Origin of the sequence: Aquabacter sediminis, assembly GCF_028863665.1 — a bacterium.
In the GTDB taxonomy this organism is placed as follows: Bacteria; Pseudomonadota; Alphaproteobacteria; order Rhizobiales; family Xanthobacteraceae; genus L1I39.
The window spans coordinates 411,609-433,944 of record NZ_JARBFX010000002.1 but is presented as its reverse complement, the minus strand read 5'-3'; the positions used below and the strand labels follow the sequence as shown (position 1 = coordinate 433,944).

Here is a 22,336-nt window from a genome sequence, read left to right as displayed (position 1 = left end):
GCGCTTATCCCTATTTGGAGCGGGGACCGACCAGCAGGGTCGGCCCGTCCACGCGCTCCGGCAAGCGGCCTGTGGGGACCGATCCGAGGGTGGAAGAGAGGGTCCAGGAGGCGTCGAGGGGCACCACGTGAAGGGCCTCCGGCAGGAGGTCGGCGAGCCCCTCGCGGACGGCCATCGGCGATCCCGGTGCCGGCAGAAGGATGGCGGCGGCCATGCCCTCGCTTTCCAGCGTCAGGACACGGCCGCCGTCGGGGGTGCTCGCCGTCAGGGCAGGAGACGACACCCCATCGCAGGGCAGGAAGGCGGAGAGCGCTTCCACCGCGAGGCCGGCGGGGCGCAGGTTGCAGCGGCGGTCCACAAGGCCATGGCGGACGAAGTAGCCGCGATCCAGATCCATGAAGGGATCGAACATGACGGTCAGACCGGGAAAAGCGAGGGCGCAGGCATAGGCCTCCGCCGCCGCCGCCAGGATGGCGCCGTCATCAATGACATTGGTGGCGGGGTTGTTGGCGGCCACGCGAAGGTTGAGGTCCACGGAAAGCCCGTTCGCCTTCGACCAGCCATCCAGCATCCCGGCAAGGGTGACGAAATCGGTGCCAAGGCCCGCACGCACCACCACGCCATCGATGCCGGTGAGACCGCCCGCCACAAGCTCCTCGATCTCAGGCAATTGGTCCGGCCGGAAGCCGTGGGAGACGAACAACTCAATCTTGGACCCCACCTTCGCCTCATCTGCCGAGGTGGCGACCCGGGCCAGCGTGACCGGCCGGCCAAAATCGGAGCGGAAGGCGGCGAGGGCAGGGGCAGAAGGCAGGATCGCCTCAAAGGGCAGCACGCACTCGAAGCGGTCCACCAGCCCCGCATGTTCGATGAGGGCCGCGCGGGCAGCACCCGCGGGCACGCCGAAGCCGGAGACGGTGAAGCGATGGCCGATGGCGACGAGGTCCGCCATGCGGGCGCGGGAGGCCGGATCCATCAGGTCGTCCAGCGGCACGCGGGCATGACTGACACCCAGGCGCCAGAGCGCGGCGATGGGATAGTCGTTGCGCGCCTGCTTGCGCACAAACTCGTCCATGGGGCCGTTCTGCGGCAAGGTCACGGTCTCGGCCCAGGGATGGCGCAGGAAAACGCCGATGGGCGCACCGCCGCCTTTCTTGGGGTGGGGCAGGGGGGCGGTGGAGCGCACGGCGATGGGGGACTGCTGCTCGGCTTCCGGTATTTGGGCGCCATAGCTGCGCAGATAGTGCACCACATGGCCGTCGGAATGGACGTCGATCATGGCGAAGCCGAGCTTCTCGGCATCGTCGCGGCCGTTTTCCGCCGCCGCCTCGATGCGGAACATTTCCGAATAGTCCTGCCGCACGAAGGAGGTGGCGGGCATGACATAGAATTCGGTGCCGTGCAGCCGGTGATAGAAGATGTTGTGTACGTGCCCAGCGAATACCGCTTCCACATCATGGGCGCGGAAGAGGCCGAGCAGATCCGAGCGGGCGGGCTCGTCGATATTGTCATAGGTGCTGGGCTCGTCGGGGCCCAGCAGGAACAAGGGATAGTGGAGGAAGACGAAGATGCGCCGGCCCTTGGCCTCGGCGAGCGCACTTTCAAGCCACGCCCGCTGCTCCGCCTCGCGCGGCAGGCCGGAATTCAGGACCGGCGTGTTGAGCAGGATGAAGCGGATGCCGTCCTGGTCGAAGGCCCGCCAGCCGGGGCCGAAATTCTTCTCATGGATGTCGATCCAGCTCTCGCGCACCCCCTTGGCCGGCATGGCGCGGTTGGGCTTGTCGCCGATGTCGTGATTTCCCGGCAGCACATGCATGCGGTTGTGGTGCTGGCGGAACACGTCCTGCATCAGCGCCACCGCCGCATCGAAGGTCGGCAGTTCGGGCACCGGATGCACCAGGTCCCCCAGATGGATCACGAACTTGGGCTCGTAGCGGGCGATCTCGCGGGCGATGAAGCGCGCGCGGCTGGTGGCCTTCTCGTTCACCTTCCAGGGCGCGGACTGGTCGCCGCTCTCGGGCTTCACATGGGTGTCGCCCACCAGGGCGAAGGAGAAGAGCAGGGTTTCGGGAGACGGCATCGGTCACTCGGCAGGTTGGGGACGAGGCGGCGGGCGGACGCAAGGGGCCGTCCGCGGCGAAGGCACCGCGTTGAGGAGCGTGACAAGGTGAAGAGGCGCGGGCGGGCGGCCCGCGCCGGTCGGGCGATCCGAAAGGTCAGTTGCCCTTTTCGGAATGCACGGTCTCGAAGAAATAGTCCTTCCAGGATGCCGGCTTCTGCTTCAGCGCGCCGGTGCGATACATGAAGTCGGCGATCTTCATGCTTTCCTTCGGGTAGATGTCGAAATCGTATTCCGGGGAGGACAGGATCTGTTCGACGATGGCCCGGTCGGTCTTGTCGCCGGTGACGGCGTAATATTTGTCGATCGAGCCCTTCAGGTCGGTCTTGATGAGGTCCACCGCCCGGCGTTGGGCGGCCATGAAGGCTTCCACGAGCTTGGGATTGTTCTTCACGAAATCCGACTTGGCATAGATGACGGAGAGGGTGGCGGGGCCGCCCTGGATCTGGAAGGAATCCGCCACCTTGGTGATGCCCGGCACCTTCAGCGCCCGCTCCTGGAACGGGGAGGAGGCCATGTAGCCGGTGATGCCGCCCGCCTTGGAGGTCAGTGCCGCATAGGCCTCAGGATGGGCCATGGCCACCTGGATATTGTCCAATTCCCCCCACTTGCCGGGCCCGAAGGCCTGCTCAACGCCCATGGCCAGCACGATGGCCTGGATGGACACCTTGATGCTCGGCAAGGCGATCCGGTCGTTGGGGCCGAAATCCTTGATGGACTTGATGTTGGGATTGTTCGTGAGCAGGTACATGGGCGAGGCATTGATGGCCGAGAGGCCCTTCACCCCGTAATTCTTCGAGGTCTTGTCCCACAAGGTGAGCATGGGGGCGAGACCTGCGGAGGCAATCTGAACGGAATCGGAGAGCAGCGCATCATTGAGCGGGCCGCCGCCGCCGAGGCGCGCATATTCCACCGTGACGTCGAGGCCGCGCTTCTTGGCCTCTTCTTCCCACAGCTTGTCGCTCTGCATGACGATCAGCGGCAGATAAGGCAAGCCGATCTGGGTGGCGACCCGCACATTGCTCATTTCCGCCCGTACCGGTGCGGCGAAGCTGATCAGGGCGGCCGCGGCGATGGCGGCAAGGCGCAGATGTCGTGATTTTTGCATGGACCATGTCCCCTCTGGCTGGGCCCGGACCCTGGGAGGGCCGGGGGGAGCGCCGATTGCGGTCGTCTTCCCTCTGTGTCTGGAAAAGATGCTATGGTATGGTCAACCAGCAGACAAGATTAATTCATGTGCAGCGTGCCTTTTCTTCGATCTCCCCCGGCCGCGCGCGTCGCCCAGCAAATGGGCTTCGTCTGCGTCCTTGGAAGGACTAGACAGATCGGCTCCACATGCGGCGAGATCGGGTGAAGCGGAGATGGCTCTGGTGGACGGCGTGGCAATGGGCCTGAACGGGGAAGTGCATGACGGCGAGGAGGCGCGCCGCCGTCTGCGCACGTCGTCCCTGCCGCTCTACGTGGCCCTGTCCAATCTGCTGCGCGCCGAGATCCAGGAAGGCCGCTGGCCGCCCGGGACGCAATTGCCCACGCTCGAACAGCTGTCCGAGATGTACGGCATGGCCCGTGTCACCGTCCGGCAGGCTTTGGGCGTGCTGGCGGACGATGGCCTGATCGACCGCGTCCAGGGCAAGGGCACGTTCGTCGCCGACGGGCTGAAGCCGCGCAAGATCATCCAGCTGGATTCCAGCTGGGACAATTTCCTTCAGATGCTGGATGGAAACCTGCCGCAGACCCTCACCGTCGAGGCCGAGGTGCCATTGCCTTCCCCGCGCCCGGAGGAGGGGGAGGCAGGCCCCTCCTATCGCTACATGCGCCGCGTCCACCGCGCGGGGAACCAGCCTTACTGCGTGATTGACCTCTATCTCGACAATGCCTGCTACGCCCTCGCGCCCGAGGCGTTCGACCAGGCCATGGTCATCCCCGTGCTGGGCCGCCTTGGCCGCCCCAAGGTGAAGAAGATGACCCAGTCCTTCCGCATCCTGGCGGCGGACCTCACGGTGGCCCGCCTGCTCGACCTGCCCGTGGGGGCGCCGGTGGGCGAGGTGCGGCGCGTCATCACCGACAAGGCCGGCCGCGTGCTTTATCTCGGCATCGGCCAGTACCGCGGCGACCTGGTGGTTTTCAACACCACGCTTGAGGTGCCGGCGGAATGAAGGGGTCCAGGGCCTCAGGCATCAACTGAACCCTTCAAAGTCCCTGTGCGCCCCCCAAAGGGCCCTCATTTGCCCCGCGAATGTTCCGGGGCCTCAGAAGTTCCGCTGGGCCCGGATGCCTCCCGACCAGACATCGGCCGACCCGCCAAATATGGCCACGGTGCCGGAAGCCGGCGTTCCGGTGACCGACACGGAACTCAACGGAAGGCTTCCACTGACCCGCGAATAGATCACTTCGACACCCAGATCGAGATTGCGCACCGGCGACCAGACGGTGTTAAGCCCCGCCTGCCACATCTCCACGTCGAAGCCGGCATTGAACTGGCGGGCGGCAGGCGAACTGGACACTGTGGCCGCCGAGAAGGCCGCGTTCTGGGGCACATCCACGCGCACATAGCCGCCATAGACGGCCGAGCGCAGAGCGGGTTGCCAGAAGTGGCGGAACTGGGCCTGGAGCGCGAAGCCCTTCTCCTGCGCATAGTCCGAGCCATTCCAGATGGCGTCGGCGATGGGATAATAGCCGCCGGTCACCGTGGAGAGGCCGGCATTCAGGCCGAGGGCGCCGAGCCCCGATGCGCGAGCCTGGTAATTGCCGGACAGTCCCAGATAATTCAGCGCGCCGGAGGCATAATTGGCCTGCAGGTAGAGGCTGTCGCCCGCGGCCAGCATCGGCAGCTTGACTTCCAACGAGGCGCCGAGCGCCCAGCCCCAGGCGTCCAATCCCGCAGCGCCGAGATAAGCGGCTCCTGCGGTGGTCGGGGTCATGCCCGCAACCTGGTGCAGGGCGCCGGAGGCCATGGCCGTTCCCCAGGCCTGGTCCTGGCGCAGATTGGCAACGAAGTCCGGCACTTTCGTGCCTTCCTGCCCGTTCAGATAGCTCATGCCGCCGAGGCTGGAGAGCGTGGAACCGGAGGCGAACGTGGCGGTGGAGGGGCCGTATTGCAGGCCCGTCGTGCGGCTGGCTGCGTCCTCCACCGCCAGCGTCGCCGAAACACCGTTGCCGAACTGCGCGGTATAGCCGAGCAGCGATGTCCAGGTGTTGGAGCCCGCATAAGGCGTGGTCATCATGTAGCTGATACCGGTGTCGAAGAAGGACTGGGTATAGCCGAAGGTAAAGCCCGCAAACTGAATGAAAGCGCGCTCGAAATAGGCGGAGGCGCCGGACGGGCTACCCGCACTGGCCTGCGAATCCCATTGCATGCCGAAGCGGAGATAGGAGCGCAGCACGCCATAATCGGTGGCGGTACGGGCATCCAGGTCCAGAATGGTGCGGGCACGCGTCAGATAGTCGGGATCTGCGGACGTGCTGAAGGGGTAGCCGCCAATGCTGGCGCCCGGCGCCTTGAAGGCGGTGGAGGCGGCCGAGGAAATGGCGGGGTTGAAGGTGCCGACTGCGTTCAGGTAGGCATCAAAGCGGATATAGCCGCCCAGGCGCAGGCAGGTCTCCGTGCCGGGCACGTCGTAATAGCCGGCGCCATAGGTGGTGCACACGCGCACATATTCCACCGCCTTCGCCTTGGCGGGAAGATCCGCCCCCAAGGCCCCTTGGCTGGACATGGCCACGGCTCCCGCGAGCGCCGTCAAAAAGCGTGTCCGCATTTCCCTTCCCCCGCATGCGCCGCCCTCGGGCTGATTGCGGCGAGCCGCATTGCAGCCCGACCTCTGTGAAGGGCATCGGACCTTCCGGTAACGTTTGAGTGTCTGTCGGACGCGGCTTGCGGTTCCGGGCGCCCGGTGCGCGGGATCGCTCATGATCAATCAAAAATATAGATCAGAACAAACACTATTGCCTATTTGATCGATCGAACGCTGCGACGCACTTTTGAGCCGGGCAAACAGGGAGGCCGACATGGCCGATGAGAGGGTGGCGCCGTCGTTTCTGGCCGGCGCTCTGGGGCCGGCGGCGAAGGCGGCGGGCAATATTCTGCCGGGGCTGGCGCTGACCGTTACGGTCGCCGGCCTTGCCTATGCGCTGCGCCTCATTCCCGGCATCTCCTCCTTGAGCCCGCTGGTCATCGCCATCGTGGTGGGCATGACCTTCCACAATCTGATCGGCACCCCCGCCTGGGCGATTCCCGGGGTGAAATTCTCCCTGCGCCGCATCCTGCGCTTCGGCATCATCCTGCTCGGCCTGCAGCTCACGCTCGCCCAGGTGCAGATGATCGGCGCCTCCGGCTTCCTGATCGTCGCCATCTGCCTTGTGGCCACCTTCTTCGTGACCCGCTGGATCGGCAGGGCCATGGGGGTGGAGCCGCGCCTGGCCGAACTGATCGCGGCGGGAACCTCCATCTGTGGCGCTTCCGCCGTCATCGCCACCAACACCGTCACGCGGGGGTCGGACGAGGACGTGGCCTATGCGGTGGCCTGCGTCACCGTGTTCGGCTCCATCTCCATGCTGCTGTTCCCGGTCCTGCTGCCGCTCACCGGTTTCTCGGCCCATGCCTACGGGCTGTGGACCGGAGCCACCATCCATGAGGTGGCGCAGGTGGTGGCGTCCGCCTTCCAGGGCGGGCAGGAAGCGGGCGAATTCGGCACGGTGGCCAAGCTCACCCGCGTGATGCTGCTCGCGCCCCTCGTCCTGGCGCTGGGCTTTGCCGCCACGCGCCGCGCGCAGGGCGGCGAGGCCGGTCGCGCCGCGCCCCCCGTGCCGTGGTTCGTGCTGGGCTTCATGGCCATGATCGTGGTGAACAGCCTGGGTGTCGTGCCCGCCGAGGCCAAGCCCCAGATCGCGCAGGTCACCACCTTCCTGCTCGCCATCGCGCTCGGGGCCATGGGCCTGGAGACGGACATTCGCAAGCTGCGCGCCAAGGGCTTCAAGCCGTTGGCGCTAGGGGCCGCCTCCTGGGCCTTCATCTCGCTCCTGGGCTTCGTGCTGATCGCCAGCTTCTACGCCTGAGGCCCGCCGCTGAACGGCATCCCGTGCGAAGGATGGACGGCCCGCTTCCCTCGGAGGCGGGCCGTTTTGCGATGGGGCCCGCCGCGCGCCCCCTCAGCGCGCCTCTGCGGCCGGGCCGCCGGCGCTGGTCTCCAGGAGCCAGTCGCGCACCCACCGCGCGGAGGGGGAAAGGTCCCGCTCCCTGGGACAGACCAGGTGGTAGGCAAAGCTCGTCTCGAAACGGTGGGCGAAGGGGTCCACCAATTCCCCGCTTTCCATTTCCTTTCGCACCAGCCACCAGGCGAACAATGAGACGCCGAGGCCGTTAATGGTGGAGGACAATTGGAAGTGCCGGTCCTCCAGCATCATCTGCTGCTGGGAGGGGGCGAGGGTCAGCCCGTTGCGGTGGAACCAGTCGTCCCACATCTGCGTGTCGTCCACATGCAGCAGGGTGCAGCGGGCGAGGTCCCGCGGGCTGGAAATGGGATGCTGGCGCAGATAGTCGGCGCTGCAGACCACCACCAGGCGCTCGGGCCACAAGGGTGTCACCTCGAAGGCCGGCCAATGGCCCTGTCCCCACTGGATGCCCAGATCGGCGAAGCGGTCCGGGTCGGCCATGGTGGCATAGGTGTTGTTGTGGTTCTGGATCGACAGGTGAAGGCCCGGGCGGCTCTCCAGGAGTTGCCCCAGGCGGGGAGAGAGCCAGCGGCTGGCGAACATGGGAAGCAAGGCCATGCGCACCGAGCGCGCTTTCCCGGTTACATGCTCCTGACCCGCCTGTATGATGGTCAGACCACGTTCCACATAGGTCGCCAGCAGGCTGCCGGCCTCCGTCAGCTCCAGGCCGCTCCGGGTGCGCCGGAACAGGGCAATGGACAGGTCCGTTTCCAATTTTTTGATATGGTAGCTCACCGAGCTCTGGCTGGTGTTGAGCGCCAGCGCCGCCTTGGTCACGTTGCGCGTCTCACAGACCGCATGAAACACTTGAATTGACTTGATATTTCGGATGGCTCTGCTGTCCGCCACGGCCGCGCGCCCCTGCTCAATGCCGGCAAGAATAATCGAAATTTTTGATGCCACCCCGCAATCTTTGAATTTTTCATCCCTCCCGCTTGGCGATAGGTGTCTAGCAACCGCACTTAAAAAAGGCGGATGGGAGGGAAGGGCATGACGGCGACCCTGGCGGTCAACCGCCTGTGCAAGTCGTTTGGCGGCGTGAACGCTGTCCGCGACCTGTCTTTCGAGGTACGCCCGGGCGAGATCCTCGGGCTGATCGGCCCCAATGGCTCGGGCAAGTCCACCACGGTCAATGTGCTCGCCGGTGTCCTGCCGCCCACTTCGGGCGAAATCCTACTGGCCGGCGTGCCCGTGCACACCGTTCCCGAATATGACCGGGTGGCCCTCGGCCTGACCCGTACCTTCCAGACCGCCAGCATCTTTCCCGAATTCACGGTCCGCGCCCATGTGGCCCTCGGTGCCCATGTGCGCCAGCCCGCCGGCACCTTGCTGCGGCACGGTGCCGGGCGGGGCGCACTGGAGCACAAGGTGGAGGAGCTTCTGGACCTCACGGGGCTTTCGGCGGTCGCCGAGCGCCGGGCCGGGGCCATCTCCGCCGCGCAGCAGCGCCTGCTCATGATCGCGACGGCGCTGGCCAGCGAACCCCACATTCTCCTGCTGGACGAGCCCGCCGCCGGCCTTGTCGCCCATGAGCGCCGCGCTTTGGCCGGGCTGGTGCGCGCCATCCGCGACCGGGGCACGTCGGTCCTCATCATCGAGCACCACATGGCACTCATCATGGAGATCTGCGACCGGCTGGTGGTGCTGAGCTTCGGTACCAAGATCGCCGAGGGCACGCCGAACGAGGTGCGCAACGATCCCGTGGTGATCGACGCCTATCTGGGCGAGGCCGCCTGACATGCTCCAGGTGCAGCAATTGAGGATCGGCTACGGCCCGATCGAAGTGGTTCATGGCATCGACCTCACTGTGGAGGCGGGCGAGTGCGTCGCCCTCATCGGCGCCAACGGAGCGGGGAAGACCTCCACGCTGAAGGCCATTTGCGGGCTCGTTCCGGTGCGGAGCGGCACGGTGCGGTTCGAGGGGCGGGACATCACCAACCTGCCCGGCCACGCCGTGGTGCGGGCCGGCATCACCATGTGCCCGGAAGGGCGCCAGGTGTTTCCCCAAATGAGCGTGCTCCAGAATCTGCGCATGGGCGCCTATGCCCGGCGTGACGGCGGTCAGGCGCAGGACCTGGACGCCATGATGGACATGTTCCCCATCCTGCGATCCCGCGCCGCCCAGGCGGCGGGGACCTTGTCGGGAGGCGAGCAGGAGATGCTCGCCATCGCCCGGGCCCTGATGGCGCGACCGCGCCTGTGCATTTTCGACGAGCCCTCGCTGGGGCTGGCGCCGAAGATCGTGGCTGAGGTGGGCGAGACCATCGCCCGCATCAAGGCCACCGGCATGACCATCCTGCTGGTGGAGCAGAATTCCCACCTCGCCTTGCGCCTCGCCGACCGCGCCTACCTGTTCGAGGCGGGGGAGATCGTGCTGACCGGCACGGGCACCGAACTGCAATCCCACCCGGACATCGCCAAAGCCTATCTCGGCCATTGAGGCGGCCGGACAGGCGTCCGAACCAAGCGACCAGAAAGCCGAAGCAAACAAATCGGCAAGACTGAGGGAGACGTCCATGAGAAAGCCATTCGCGGGTCTTGCGGCCGCCGCCGCCGCCCTGACCTTCTCCACCGCCATGGCCTTCGCGGCCGAGAAGACCCTGGACATCGGCGTCAGCGATGCCCTCACCGGGGGCGGCGCGGTCTATGGCCTTGCCGAAGCCAATGCGGTCAAGATGGCGGCCAAGGAGATCAACGCCGCCGGCGGCATCAAGGTGGGCAAGGACGTCTATAAGCTCAACGTCATCGCCTATGACGACAAGGCCAACCCCACCGAGGCCACCAATGCGGTGCGCAAGCTGATCGACCGGGACGGGGTGAAGTATATCCTCGGCTTCTGCTGCTCCGGGGCCACCGCCGCGGTGGCGTCCTTCATCAAGAATGAGGACGCCGTCATGCTGGTGGGCAATGCCGCCGAGCGCTCCATCACCACCCGCGGCATTCCCAACCTCGTGCGCACCCGCCCGCCGGCCGACTATACCGGCGCGGCCGCCGGTGCCTTCGTGGCGAAGAAAGGTCAGAAGCGGGTCGCTGTCCTCGGTGCGCTGGATGTGGGTTTTTATGCCAGCTACGTGGATGCCTTCGAGGCGGAGCTGAAAAAGTCCGGCGGCGAGATCATCGCGCGGGAATCCTTCGGGCTGAAGGATCGGGACATGACCCCGCAGCTCACCAAGATCCGCGAGCTGAAGCCCGATGCCATCCTGGTGGCAGGCTATGTGGAGCCGGCCGCCTTCATCTACCGGCAGGCGGCGGAACTGGGCATGGATGTGCCGCGCTACGGCTTCACCAGCGGCAGCGAGGAGCAGTTCCTGAAGGTGGCCAGCGCCGCGCAGATGGAAGGGGTGTGGGACCTGCGCCCCACCGAGCTGACCCTCCAGGCGGCCTCTCCGGCGGGCCTTGCCTACAACAAGAACTACACCGCCGCCTTCGGTGCCGCGCCCTCGCCCAGCTCGCCCTATGCCTATGACCAGGTCTATGCCCTGAAGGCGGCGCTGGAAGCCGCCGGCACGGTGGAGGACACCAAGGCGGTCGCCGCAGCGCTGCGCAAGATCGCCGTGCCCGCCGAGGCGGTGATGCAGTACATTCCCGTGGACGGCAAGCTGTTCGACCGCAACGGACAGGCCTACACCACCAACGGCGCCTTCCAGTGGCGCGGCAACACTTGGATGTTCGTCGAGGACCTGCCCTCGGACGCGAAAGCCTACTCACAGTTCCTGAGCACGCTGAACTGAGCGTGAACCGCGCGGCCTGCGACGGGGGACGTGGGCCGCGCCTCTCCCCATCTCAAAGACTTCCCGCCACGCCCTGGCGCAGACGGATCGCGACCTGATCCCATGATCGAACTCATCCAGCAGACCATCAACGGCCTCGCGATCGGCGGCGTCTACGTCCTCATCGCCCTCGGCCTCACCACCGTGTTCGGCATATTGGGCATCGCCCATTTCGCGCACGGCTCGGTCTCCATGTTCGGGGGCTATCTGACCTATGCGCTTGTGGCGCTGCATGGGGTTCCGCTGGTGCCCGCCATTGCCATCGCACTCGCCGTTGGCTTCCTGCTTGGCCTCGCCATCGAGATCCTGGCCTATCGGCCGGTGCGGGGTGCCAGCCATATCAACGCCTTCATCGTCGCCCTGGGCCTGACCATGATGGTGGAGGGGCTCAACCTGGAGCTCTTCGGGGCAGACCAGGTGGTCATCCCCACCGATCTGACCCGGGTCTTCCGCATCGGCGCCATCACCATTCCGGAACTCCGGCTCTATGCGATCCTTGCGGCCGCGCTGCTCATCTTGGCCATGACGCTGTTCGTGGATCGCACCAAGACCGGGCAGGCCATCCGCGCCGTCGCGCAGAACCGGGACGCCGCCATTCTCATGGGGGTGAATGTCAACACCATCCCGCTGGTGGTGTTCGCCATCTCCACCATGCTGGGGGTGGCCGCGGGCGTGATGGTGGGGTCCCTGTTCGCCATCGCGCCGGGCATCGGCGAGGGTTTGGTGGTGAAGGGCTTCGCCGTGCTGATCCTGGGCGGCCTCGGCTCCATTCCCGGCGCCATTGTCGGCGGGCTGGTGCTTGGCGTCACTGAGGCATGGGCGGCCGGCTTCGTGTCCTCCGCCTATAAGGACGTGATCGCCTTCGCCGTGATGATCATCGTGCTGCTGGTCCGCCCCGAGGGCCTCATGGGGAGGAAGGCGTGATGAACCCCAGCCTGAAACTGTGCGCCTACGGCGCGTTGCTCGTCGCCCTTGCCGCAATGCCGCAACTGGTCCCGGTCAAATACTATATCCATCTTGGCGTGCTGGCACTCATCTGGGTGATCGTCGCCCAGGGGCAGAACCTGATCCAGGGCTGCACCGGCTATGTGTCCATCGTGCAGGCGGGCTTCATGGGGGTGGGCGCCTATGGCTCCACCTTGATGGGCCTGCACTTCCACCTGCCGGTCTGGCTCACCCTTGTCTTGGCCCCGGTCCTCACGGCGCTCTTCGCCCTGGCGGCGGGCTATCCCAGCTTGCGGGTGAAGGGGCATTACTTCGCCATCGTGACCTTGGCGTTCAACCTGGTGATTTTCATCGTGCTGATGAACTTCACCTCGCTCACCCACGGCGAGGCCGGCATTTCGGACATTCCCAAGCCGGCGGGGGTGAAGGGTCTGGTCGATTTCAGCCAGCGGAACACCTATTACTACCTCGCCTTGGCAGCCGCGGCGGGGAGCACCGGCCTTGCCGCGCTCATCATGCGCTCGCGCATCGGCCAGATCCTGTCCGCCATCCGCCAGAACGAGACGCTGGTGGGCGCCATGGGCATTCCCGCCTGGCGCTACAAGCTCTTCGCCTTCGTCGCCTCGGCCATGTATGCGGGCTTTGCGGGTGCGCTCTATGCCCATTATCAGGGCTTCATCAATCCCGACGTGTTCGGGGTCGCCCAGTCGCTGGACGCGATCCTGGCCGTCATCATCGGCGGATCGGGCACCGTGGCGGGGCCGGTGATCGGCGCCTTCTTCGTGGTGCTCCTTCCAGAGATGTTGCGCTTTGCCGATGGGTTCCGGCTCATCGTCTATGGCCTCGTCCTGGTCCTGGCCACCATCTTCATGCCGCGCGGCATTGTCGGTGGCGCCGCCCTGCTGGCGGACCGGCTGAAGGGCGCGCGCTCATGACCGGCGCACCCTCTGCCGAAGACAGGCTCGCTGCCATCGCGGCGTTCGCCTCCAAGTCCGTCGCTCCCGCCGCCATCGGCTGGTCCATGGGTGCGCCCGTGAGCGCCGAACTGTTCGCGCAGGCGGCCGGCCTTGGCCTCATGGGGGTGGAGGTGTCCGCGGCATCGGGCGGGCTTGGCGCGGACTTCGCCTTCAAGGTGACCGCGTGTGCCCATCTGGCGGCGGCCGATTTCGGCTTCGCCATGTCGGTGGTGAACACCCACAATGTGGCGCGGCGGATCGAATTGAGCGCTGCCGCGCCCCTGCAGGCGCGCCACCTGCCGGTCCTCCTGTCCGGGCGGGTGTCTGCCTGCACCGCCTTGACGGAGCCGGGCGCGGGGTCCGACGTGCCGGCCCTCGCCACCCTGGCGGAACGCGTTCCGGGCGGCTGGCGCCTGAACGGCGAGAAGACGTGGATCATCAATGGCCGCCATGCTGGCCTCTGCATCGTCTATGCCCGCTGCGGCGCGACGGACAGCGGGGGCATCGGCGCCTTCCTGGTGGATCTGACGGCGCCGGGCGTCACGCGCTATCCGCTGGATGGGCCCTTCGCCCAGACCTCCATGGGCACGGGCGGCTTCCGGCTTGAGGACGTGATGGTGGAGGACGACCAGCTTCTGCTGTCGCCCGACATCGCCTTCAAGGCGATCCTGTCGGAGATCAACGGCGCCCGCACCTATGTGGCGGCCATGTGCTGCGCCATGCTGGAGGCGGCGATCGGCGAGGTCAGTGCGCACGGCGCGCGGCGGCGCACCTTCGGCATCCCCCTGGAGGCGCATCAGGACTGGCGGCTCACGGTGGCGCGCGCGCGGGTGGACCTGGCCGCCGCGCAGGCGCTGGTGGACCGAGCCGTGGGTGCCGCCGGCGATGCCGGTGCGGCGCAGATGCAGGCGGCGGCCGCCAAGGTCCATGCGGTGGAAACCGGCCAGCGCCATCTGCCGCGCCTGCTCCATGCCATGGGCGCCGAGGGTCTGCGCCCGGAGCATTGCCTCGCCCGACATCTGGGCGCGCTCCAGTCCGCCGCCCTCACCGACGGGAGCACCGCCATGCTTCTCGAGCGGATCGCCCGCCTCGGGCGGCGTTCCGCCCCTTCAGACATCCAAGAAAAGGCCTAGTGCGATGCGCGTATTTCAGATCGAGGGCGGCTGGGGCTTCGACCATCTCACCCTGGCGGAGCGTCCCGCGCCGAAGCCGGGTCCCAAGGACGTGGTGGTGGCCATGCGCATGGCTGCGCTGAATGCCCGCGACCTCATCGTGCCTGAGCGCGGCTATGGACGGGCCACGGGCGAACTGCCGCTCATTCCCGTGTCCGATGGGGTCGGCGTCGTGGTGGAGGTGGGGAGCGAGGTGCGCCGGGTGGCGGTGGGCGACCGGGTGTGCCCCACCTACTTCCAGAACTGGACCTCAGGCCCGCCCAATGCCGAACGGCTGGCGTCCGGGCTCGGCGGTCCGCTGGACGGGGTGATGGCGGACCTGGTGTGCCTGTCGCAGGAGGGGGTGGTGCGCATCCCCGATGTCCTGTCCGATGCCGAGGCCGCCACCTTGCCCTGCGCCGCGCTCACTGCCTGGAGCGCGGTGGCAACCCTTGGCCAGACCAAGGCCGGGGACCGCCTGCTGATCCAGGGCACGGGGGGCGTTGCCCTCTTCGCCCTCGCCTTCGCCAAGCTGCATGGCGCCCATGTCACCGTCATCTCGTCCAGCGACGCGCGGCTGGAGCAGGTCCGTGCCATGGGGGCGGACGCCACCATCAATTATCGCACCACGCCGGACTGGGCGAAGGAGAGCCGGCAGATCACGGCCGATCGGGGCGGCTATGACAACATCATCGAGCTGGGCGGCGCCTCCACCTTGCCACTGTCCTTGCGCGCCGTGCGGCCGGGCGGGACGATCTCGCTCATCGGCGTGCTGTCGGGCTTGAATGTGGAGGCCTCCCTCGGCCCCATCGTGGCGCGGCAGGTGCGCCTGCAAGGAGTGACGGTGGGCCATCGCGACGGCTTCGAGGCCATGCTGGCGGCCATCGCCCAGCATGGGGTGCGGCCCGTGATCGGCCAAACCTTCGCCTTCGAGGATCTGAAAGCCGCGCTCGCCCATCTGCGCGACGGCGGCCATTTCGGCAAAACCCTCATCCGGTTCTGACCATGCTCTCCTCCCATCCGTTCCAGCCGCGCGCCCATGCTGCGCGCACGCCCGATGCGCTCGCCTTCAAGATGTGCAGCACCGGCGAGCGCGTGACCTTCGCGGAGCTTGAGGCCCGGGCCAATCAGGGCGCGCACCTGTTGCGCGCGTGCGGTCTCGCCAGCGGCGACCATATGGCGATCCTGATGGAGAACCGCCGGGAATTCCTGGAGGTGTGCTTCGCCGCCGACCGGACGGGCGTCTATTACACCACCATCAGCACCCATCTGACGGGGGAGGAGATCGCCTATATCCTCGGCGATTGCGGCGCCAAGGTGCTGGTGGTCTCCGATGCCTACCTGTCCATCGCGGCCAACCTTGCGGCGCGCCTCGGCCCGGCCTGTCGCATGCTGGTTGTGGGCGCGCCGCCGCCTGGCTTTGCGTCTTGGGCGGGCGAGGCGGCGGGCTTCCCCGAAACGCCCATCGCCGACGAGGCGCAGGGCCTCGACATGCTCTATTCCTCCGGCACCACCGGGCGTCCCAAGGGGATAAAGTGGCCCCTCACCGGCGACAGGCCGGGCGGGCGCACCATGCTGCTCGACCTCCTCACCTCGCTCTTCGGCTATAGCGCAGAGGCGCGCTATCTGTGCCCGGCGCCGCTTTATCATGCCGCGCCGCTGCGCCATTCCATGGTCACCATCAAGATGGGTGGCTCGGCCTTCATCATGGGGCGGTTCGACGCGCAGGAGGCGCTGCGGGTCATCGAGGCGGAGGCCATCACCCACAGCCAGTGGGTGCCCACCATGTTCGTGCGGCTCTTGAAGCTGCCGCCGGAGATGCGCGCCGGCTTCGACCTCTCCTCCATGCGCATGGCGGTCCATGCGGCCGCGCCGTGCCCGGTGGAGGTGAAGCGCCAGATGATGGAATGGTGGGGTCCCATCATTCACGAATATTATGCGGGCACGGAGAATAACGGCTTCACCGCCATCACGCCGCAGGAATGGCTCGCTCATCAAGGGTCCGTGGGCCGCGCGAAGCTGGGCGTCCTCCACATCTGCGACGAAGAGGGGCACGAATTGCCTGCGGGGCAGGAGGGGGAGATCTATTTCGAGAATGGCCACCCCTTCGCCTATCACAACGACCCCGCCAAGACCGCCGCCTGCACCAATGCACAGGGCTGGACCACGCTGGGCGACATCGGGCGGCTGGACGAGGAGGGCTATCTCTATCTCACCGACCGCAAGTCTTTCGTCATCATCTCCGGCGGCGTGAACATCTATCCGCAGGAGACCGAGGATGTGCTGGTCAGCCATCCCGCCGTGCTCGATGCCGCCGTCATTGGCGTGCCCAACGAGGACCTGGGCGAGGAGGTGAAGGCCATTGTGCAACTGGCGCCGGGCCAGGCCGCCAGTCCTGAATTGGCCGGTGTTCTGATGGCCCATTGCCGCGCGCGCCTGTCCTCCATCAAGTGCCCCAGGACCCTTGAATTCCGCCCCGATCTGCCGCGCTCGGCGACGGGCAAGCTCTACAAGCGGGTGCTGAAGGACGAATACTGGGCCAAGGTCTCTCCGCCGAAATGAAAAGCCCGCCGCGGGACGCGCGGCGGGCTTTCTTGTTCGAGCGGATCACGCGTCAGACGGTGCGTCCGCCGTCCACTTCCAACACCACGCCGGTGATGAACTCGGCCTCGTCGGAGGCGAGGTAGAGGCACGCGCCGGCAATGTCCTTGGGCTCGGAGAGGCGGCCCAGCGGAATGGTGGAGATGAACCGCGCCCGGTTCTCCGGGGTGTCGGGCACGCCCATGAAGCTTTCCAGGAGCGCGGTGGCGCCCATGACCGGGGCGACGCAGTTCACCCGGATCTTCTGGGGCGCCAGTTCCACGGCGAGCGAGCGGGTGGCCAGGTTCACTGCGCCCTTGGTGGAATTGTACCAGGTCAGGCCGGGACGGGGCCGGATGCCGGCGGTGGAGCCGATATTGATGACCACGCCGCCACCTTGGGCCGACATGACCGGCACCACCGTGTGGATCATGTAATAGATGGACTTCACATTGATGGCGTAGACCTTGTCGAACTCCGCCTCGGTGACTTCCAGCAGCGGCTTGTTGCGGTGGGTCCAGCCGGCATTGTTGATGACGATGTCCAGCTTGCCGCCATGGTCCTGGGCGGCTTTCACCGCCGCTTCCACATCCGCCCGGCTGGTCACGTCGCCCTTCACCGCGATGGCGGCCGGCCCGATGGAGGCGGCAACCTCGGTGGCGCCCGCCTCGTTCAGGTCCATGATGGTGACCTTGGCCCCCTCGCGGGCGAACTGGCGGGCGATCTCCGCGCCGAAGCCCGATGCCGCGCCCGTCACGAGCGCGGACTTGTCCTTGAGCCGCATTTCCGTTTCCTCAGTCGTGCTTGATGATCAAGGTCTTGAGGGTCGAGAACTCGTAGAGCGCCTCGAACCCTTTCTCGCGGCCATGGCCGGATTTCTTCATGCCGCCGAAGGGCAGTTCGATGCCGCCGCCGGCGCCATAGGCATTCACATAGACCTGCCCCGCCTTCACCTTGCGGGCGACGCGGATGGCGCGGGAGGCGTCCTTCGACCAGATGCCGGCCATGAGGCCGAACTCGGTGCCGTTGGCGAGGCGAATGGCGTCGGCCTCGTCGTCGAAGGGCAGCACGGAAATGACAGGGCCGAACACTTCGTCGGTGGCCAGTTCATGGGTGCGCGGCACCGGGCCGAATACGCGGGGCGGCACATAGAAGCCGCCGCCGGGCACGCCCTCGGCCACCTGTCCTTGCGCCACCACGGCAACGCCCGTGTCGGCCGCGCGGGAGAAGAAGCCGTCCACCCGTTCCTTCTGCTTGGCATTAATGACCGGGCCGAGGTCGAGGTCCATCTCCGGCGATCCGGCGCGCAGCGTGGCGAAGCGGGCCGCAAGGCGCGAGACCACCTCGTCATAGGCCGAGCGCGCCACCAAGAGGCGCGAGCCGGCCGAGCAGGTCTGCCCGGCATTCTGCACCACGGTGTTGGCGATAACCGGAATGGCCACGTCGAAATCCGCATCGGCGAACACCACGTGGGGCGACTTGCCGCCCAGTTCCAGCGTGCAGCCGATATGGTTCTTGGCGGCGGCGGTCTGGATCATCGTGCCCACTTCCGGCGAGCCGGTGAAGGCGATGAAGTCGATGTCCGGATGGGAGGAGAGCGCCGCGCCCGCCTCTTCGCCAAGGCCCGGCACGATGTTGATGGCGCCCTCTGGGAAGCCCACTTCGGCGGCCAGTTCCGCGATGCGCAGCGGGGTCAGGCAGGCATCTTCCGCCGGCTTCACCACGGTGGCATTGCCCACGGCGAGGGCCGGTCCGATGGTGCGGCCGAACATCTGGGCGGGGTAGTTCCAGGGGATGATGTGTGCGGTGACGCCGTGGGGCACGCGCTCGGTCGGCACGAAATAGCCGGCGAGGAAGGGAATGGTCTCGCCATGCAGCTTGTCGGCGGCGCCGCCATAGAACTCGAAATAGCGGGCGGCGGCGACGATGTCGGCGCGCGCCTGCTTCATGGGCTTGCCGGTGTCGCGGGCTTCGAGCTTCGCCAATTCCTCGGCATGATCGGCGATGGCGACGGAAAGCCTGGAGAGCAGGCGGCCTCGCTCGGTGGCGGTGAGGCGGCTCCAGGGGCCTTCCTCCACCGCATGACGCGCGGCGGCCACCGCCGCGTCCACGTCCGCCTTGGTGCCAGCGGCGATGCGGGCGAACACCACGCCTTCGGCGGGCGCTACCACGTCCAGTTCCCGGCCGGAGGCAGCCGGGCGCCAAGCGTTATTGATGAAGACGCCCTTGGCGGCGGCAACCGCCCCTGCGGGTGCGGGCACGTGCTCGGTCATGCGGCCAGTCCTTCGTTTGCCACGTCCTGCGCGATCTCTCCGCGCTCAATGGTGATGGTGCGCTCGGCAAAGGAGCGCAGGAGGTGGGGGTTGGATTCGGTGATGATGAGGGTGAGGCTGGAATCCGCGTCCCGCAGGCGCCGCAGCGCCTCGGCATAGCGGTTGGCCAGAACCGGGGCGAGGCCCTGGAAGGGTTCGTCCAGCAGCACGAGGCGGGTGGCGAGCATGAGCGCGCGGCCGAGCGCCACCATCTTGCCCTGTCCGCCGGAGACGGAGCCGGCGGGGCGGCGCGCCATCTCCTTCAGCTCGGGCAGGATGTCATAGACCCGGTCGAGCCGGCGCTTGGTCTCGGCGGCGTCGAGCTTGGCCACCTGGGCGGGCAAGAGGATGTTCTCTTCCACCGTGAATCTTGAGAACAGCCGCCGGTCCTCCGGCGCATAGCCGATGCCGAGCCCCGGCCGCTTGTGGGCGGGCACGGCGGCCAGGTCATGGCCGTCGAAGGTGATGCGCCCGCCATTCTGGGTGAAGCCCATGATGGTGCGCAAGGTGGTGGTCTTGCCGGCGCCGTTGCGGCCGATGAAGGCGACCGTCTCGCCTTCCTTCATGGCGAAGGTGACATTGCGCAGCACCGGGATGGCGCCGAAGGAGACGGTGACGTGATCGAGGGTCAGCATGGCTCAGCCTCCGATGACCGTGCGGATCACCTCGGGGTCCTCCAGGACCTCCTTCGGCGTCCCGAGGCGCTTGATCTTGCCGGTGCTCCACACCGCCACCCGGCTGGCATAGCGCTGCACCATGTCCATGTCGTGCTCCACGAACACCGAGGACACCTTGGCCTTGGCGAGCGCGGAGACGAGGATCTCCATCACCTCGAACTTGTCCGCCGAGGCGACACCCGACGTGGGCTCGTCCATGAGCAGGAGCTTCGGCTTCAAGGCCAGCGCGATGGCGATGTCCACCAGCTTGCGATGGCCCTCCGGCAGTTCGCCGGCGCGCTTGTCCTTGTCATCGGCGCAGCCGACGAGGTCGAGGAGGGCGATCATCTCGCCCCGCTCCGCGATATGGTCCAGCGGCCGCAGCAGGTTCCAGCGCCGCTCGCGGACGGCGGCGGCCAGCAGCATGTTCTCCAGCACCGTATGGTCGGAGAACAGCTGCGGGATCTGGAAGGCGCGGGCGATGCCCAGCCGGGTGATGTCGCGCGGCGGCTGGGCGGTGATCTCCTTGTTCTCGAACCGCACCGAGCCGGCCTTGGGCCGCAGGTAGCCGGTGCAGATGTTGAGAAAGGTGGTCTTGCCGGCGCCATTGGGGCCGATGATGGCGAGGTTCTCGTCGGCCCGGACATCAAGGTCGATGCCATCGGCGGCGACCACGCCGCCGAACCGGATTTCAAGGCCCCGGGCTTCCAGCAGGATGGGATGAGCGTGCGCGTTCATTCCGCGGGCTCCGTCGCGACGGGGTGGGCGGGGCGCGCGGCGCGGCGGCGGGCGGCGATGGTTTCCACCATGCCGACAATGCCGGTGGGCGCGCGCAGGATGATGACCAGCAGCACGAAGCCGAGGATGAGCTGCCAGGAATCGGCCACGAAGGCCGCCGCGTAGGTGCGGATCGCCTCATAGACAAAGGAGCCGGTGAGCGCCCCCGCCACATTGCCCACGCCGCCGAGGATGGCGATGAAGACGAATTCCGACGACCGCGTCCAATAGGTGTATTCCGGCGTCGCAATGCCCTGGATGACGCCCAGCGCCGCCCCGCCGAGGCCGCACAGGACGGCCGAGATGACGTAGCCCACCAGGAGCACGGTGCGGGCGGACAGGCCGATATATTCCAGCCGCGTCTCGTTGGTCTTGATGGCTTTCAGCGCCTGTCCCAGCGGGCTCTTCAGATAGAGCCAGACCAGCCATGCGGCGATGAGCGCGAGGGCGAGGGTCAGGTAATAGAGCACGCCATCGAAGCCGGCGCGCTCGAAGGACTGGCCGAACACACTGGGGCGCAGGATGCGCAGGCCGTCCGAGCCGCCCGTCAGGTGGAAGAACTTCTCCAGGATGGAATAGAGCACCATGGAGAAGGCCAGGTTGAGCATGCCGAAGAAGATGTAGCGGTAGCGCACCACGAAGAGCCCCACCACCACGCCGAGGAGCGCGGACGTGACGACGCTCGCCAAAATGAGCAGGCCGAGGTCGCCGCCGCCCAGACTCCGGCCGAGAAAGGCCACCGTATAGGCGCCGGTGGCGAAGAACATGCCGTGGCCGAACGAGACCTGACCCGCCTGGAGGAGCAGGATGATGCCCAGCACCGCAAGGCTCTTGGCATAGACGATGGCCAGGAACGTCTCCGCCGAGGGCAGGAAGAAGGGGATGGCGGCGAGCACGACCGCGACGAGAAGGAAGAAGAGGGAGCGGGCGGTCATGTCAGATCTTCCGCAGCTGGGGCGCGCCGAACAGGCCGCTCGGGCGGACGATGAGCACCAGCACCATGAGGATATAGGGCACGAGCACCTCGAATTCGGGGGCCACATAGACGGCGAGCGAACGCCCGAGGCCGATCATCAGGGCGGCCACCGCCGCACCCTCGATCTGGCCGAGGCCGGCGGTGGCGGCCACCGCGAAGGACAGGACGATCATCTCCGCGCCCATGCCGGGAATGAGGGAGGTGGTGGGCGCCGCCACCGCGCCGCCCAGCGCCGCAAGGCTCGCGCCGACGATGAAGGTCAGGAAATAGACCCGCTCCGCATTGATGCCGATGGCGCTTGCCGCCTCGCGATCCTCGGTGACGGCAAGGATCTGCGCGCCCGCCGAAGTGTGGCGTAGGAAAGTGCGCAGGCCGATGAGGACGACGATGGCGAGGATGGGCAGAAAAATGGTCTGGTAGGCGGTGTAGCTGATGCCGAACAATTCCACATTGCCCAGCAATTGCAGCGGCTCGGACATGAAATAGGGCTGCACGCCCCAGACCAGGCGCTGGATGTTCTCCAGCATCATGAAGATGGCGAAGGTGACGAGGATCTGAAGCACCTGTTCCTTGTCATAGATGCGCTGGAGCAGGAACTTCTCCATCAGCCCGCCCAGGACGATACCCACCGCAAGGGCCGCGACGAACAGGGCCGGGAAGGTCAGCCACGGGCTGAAGCCGGCCTTCGTCAGCGCGATGCCGGCGCTGACCGCCACATAGGCGCCGAGCGCGTAGAAGGAGCCGTGGGCAATGTTGAGCACGCCCAGAACGCCGAAGATGAAGGTCAGCCCCACGGCGACGAGAAAGACCAGGGAGGCATAGGCGATGCCGTCGCAGACGGCGAGCATCAGGGTGTCGAATGACATGTGCGACCTTCCGGGACCGC

At 66.8% G+C, this 22,336-nt stretch carries 20 protein-coding genes; 10 read left to right on the top strand and 10 right to left on the bottom strand.

Features of this window, described 5'->3' with window-relative positions; translation table 11 throughout:
• Window positions 1-10: 10 nt before the first annotated feature.
• Both PV781_RS04975 and PV781_RS04970 read right to left on the bottom strand, forming a co-directional pair.
• Window positions 11-2,080: a metallophosphoesterase family protein gene (locus tag PV781_RS04975; RefSeq protein ID WP_274774511.1), complete on the bottom strand. Its 2,070-nt coding sequence runs from the start codon at window positions 2,078-2,080 to the stop codon at window positions 11-13.
• 136 nt (window positions 2,081-2,216) lie between these two features.
• Window positions 2,217-3,227: an ABC transporter substrate-binding protein gene (locus PV781_RS04970; RefSeq protein ID WP_274774510.1), complete on the bottom strand. Its 1,011-nt coding sequence runs from the start codon at window positions 3,225-3,227 to the stop codon at window positions 2,217-2,219.
• A gap of 253 nt (window positions 3,228-3,480) precedes the next feature.
• On the opposite strand from PV781_RS04970, the gene PV781_RS04965 reads away from it, so the two are divergent.
• Entirely contained in the window at window positions 3,481-4,275 is a 795-nt protein-coding gene (locus tag PV781_RS04965; protein ID WP_274774509.1) for a GntR family transcriptional regulator, read from the top strand.
• Between the two features lie 93 nt (window positions 4,276-4,368).
• Here PV781_RS04965 and PV781_RS04960 read toward each other — a convergent pair whose 3' ends face one another.
• Window positions 4,369-5,832 carry a porin gene (locus PV781_RS04960; protein ID WP_274774508.1) on the bottom strand — a complete coding sequence of 488 codons (1,464 nt, stop codon included), beginning with the start codon at window positions 5,830-5,832 and terminating at the stop codon, window positions 4,369-4,371.
• Window positions 5,833-6,124: 292 nt separating this feature from the next.
• Between PV781_RS04960 and PV781_RS04955 the strand changes: the two genes are divergently transcribed.
• Window positions 6,125-7,171: a YeiH family protein gene (locus PV781_RS04955; protein ID WP_274774507.1), complete on the top strand. Its 1,047-nt coding sequence runs from the start codon at window positions 6,125-6,127 to the stop codon at window positions 7,169-7,171.
• A 93-nt stretch (window positions 7,172-7,264) separates the two neighbouring features.
• On the opposite strand, the gene PV781_RS04950 is transcribed toward PV781_RS04955, so the two are convergent.
• A complete protein-coding gene (locus PV781_RS04950) occupies window positions 7,265-8,134 on the bottom strand; it encodes a LysR substrate-binding domain-containing protein (RefSeq protein WP_274774682.1) in 870 nt (289 codons plus the stop codon).
• A gap of 183 nt (window positions 8,135-8,317) precedes the next feature.
• Here PV781_RS04950 and PV781_RS04945 point away from each other — a divergent pair, with 183 nt between their 5' ends.
• From PV781_RS04945 to PV781_RS04910, 8 genes are all read left to right on the top strand, one after another.
• Entirely contained in the window at window positions 8,318-9,064 is a 747-nt protein-coding gene (locus PV781_RS04945; protein WP_274774506.1) for an ABC transporter ATP-binding protein, read from the top strand.
• Window position 9,065: 1 nt separating this feature from the next.
• Window positions 9,066-9,767, top strand: a complete 702-nt coding sequence (locus tag PV781_RS04940) for an ABC transporter ATP-binding protein (RefSeq protein ID WP_274774505.1) — start codon at window positions 9,066-9,068, stop codon at window positions 9,765-9,767.
• A 76-nt stretch (window positions 9,768-9,843) separates the two neighbouring features.
• Entirely contained in the window at window positions 9,844-11,058 is a 1,215-nt protein-coding gene (locus tag PV781_RS04935; protein WP_274774504.1) for an ABC transporter substrate-binding protein, read from the top strand.
• 102 nt (window positions 11,059-11,160) lie between these two features.
• Entirely contained in the window at window positions 11,161-12,021 is an 861-nt protein-coding gene (locus tag PV781_RS04930) for a branched-chain amino acid ABC transporter permease (RefSeq protein WP_274774503.1), read from the top strand.
• Window positions 12,021-12,977: a branched-chain amino acid ABC transporter permease gene (locus tag PV781_RS04925; protein WP_274774681.1), complete on the top strand. Its 957-nt coding sequence runs from the start codon at window positions 12,021-12,023 to the stop codon at window positions 12,975-12,977. Before PV781_RS04930 ends, PV781_RS04925 begins: the two co-directional genes overlap by 1 nt.
• Window positions 12,974-14,131, top strand: a complete 1,158-nt coding sequence (locus PV781_RS04920) for an acyl-CoA dehydrogenase family protein (RefSeq protein WP_274774502.1) — start codon at window positions 12,974-12,976, stop codon at window positions 14,129-14,131. The genes PV781_RS04925 and PV781_RS04920 overlap by 4 nt, the downstream gene beginning before the upstream one ends.
• A 4-nt stretch (window positions 14,132-14,135) precedes the next feature.
• Window positions 14,136-15,152 carry a zinc-dependent alcohol dehydrogenase family protein gene (locus PV781_RS04915; RefSeq protein WP_274774501.1) on the top strand — a complete coding sequence of 339 codons (1,017 nt, stop codon included), beginning with the start codon at window positions 14,136-14,138 and terminating at the stop codon, window positions 15,150-15,152.
• Between the two features lie 2 nt (window positions 15,153-15,154).
• Complete coding sequence (locus PV781_RS04910) at window positions 15,155-16,711, top strand: acyl-CoA synthetase (protein ID WP_274774500.1); 1,557 nt, start codon at window positions 15,155-15,157, stop codon at window positions 16,709-16,711.
• A gap of 52 nt (window positions 16,712-16,763) precedes the next feature.
• On the opposite strand, the gene PV781_RS04905 is transcribed toward PV781_RS04910, so the two are convergent.
• Genes PV781_RS04905 through PV781_RS04880 form a run of 6 tightly spaced genes read right to left on the bottom strand, consistent with a single transcriptional unit; the run spans window position 16,764 to window position 22,316 of the window.
• Window positions 16,764-17,513 (bottom strand): SDR family oxidoreductase, encoded by a 750-nt coding sequence (locus PV781_RS04905; RefSeq protein ID WP_274774499.1) that lies wholly within the window; start codon window positions 17,511-17,513, stop codon window positions 16,764-16,766.
• 10 nt (window positions 17,514-17,523) lie between these two features.
• Window positions 17,524-19,002, bottom strand: a complete 1,479-nt coding sequence (locus tag PV781_RS04900; RefSeq protein WP_274774498.1) for an aldehyde dehydrogenase family protein — start codon at window positions 19,000-19,002, stop codon at window positions 17,524-17,526.
• Window positions 18,999-19,676: an ABC transporter ATP-binding protein gene (locus PV781_RS04895; protein ID WP_274774497.1), complete on the bottom strand. Its 678-nt coding sequence runs from the start codon at window positions 19,674-19,676 to the stop codon at window positions 18,999-19,001. Before PV781_RS04895 ends, PV781_RS04900 begins: the two co-directional genes overlap by 4 nt.
• Before the next feature lie 3 nt (window positions 19,677-19,679).
• A complete protein-coding gene (locus PV781_RS04890) occupies window positions 19,680-20,435 on the bottom strand; it encodes an ABC transporter ATP-binding protein (RefSeq protein WP_274774496.1) in 756 nt (251 codons plus the stop codon).
• Complete coding sequence (locus PV781_RS04885) at window positions 20,432-21,409, bottom strand: branched-chain amino acid ABC transporter permease (RefSeq protein ID WP_274774495.1); 978 nt, start codon at window positions 21,407-21,409, stop codon at window positions 20,432-20,434. Before PV781_RS04885 ends, PV781_RS04890 begins: the two co-directional genes overlap by 4 nt.
• A 1-nt stretch (window position 21,410) precedes the next feature.
• A complete protein-coding gene (locus tag PV781_RS04880) occupies window positions 21,411-22,316 on the bottom strand; it encodes a branched-chain amino acid ABC transporter permease (protein ID WP_274774494.1) in 906 nt (301 codons plus the stop codon).
• Between the last annotated feature and the right edge of the window lie 20 nt (window positions 22,317-22,336).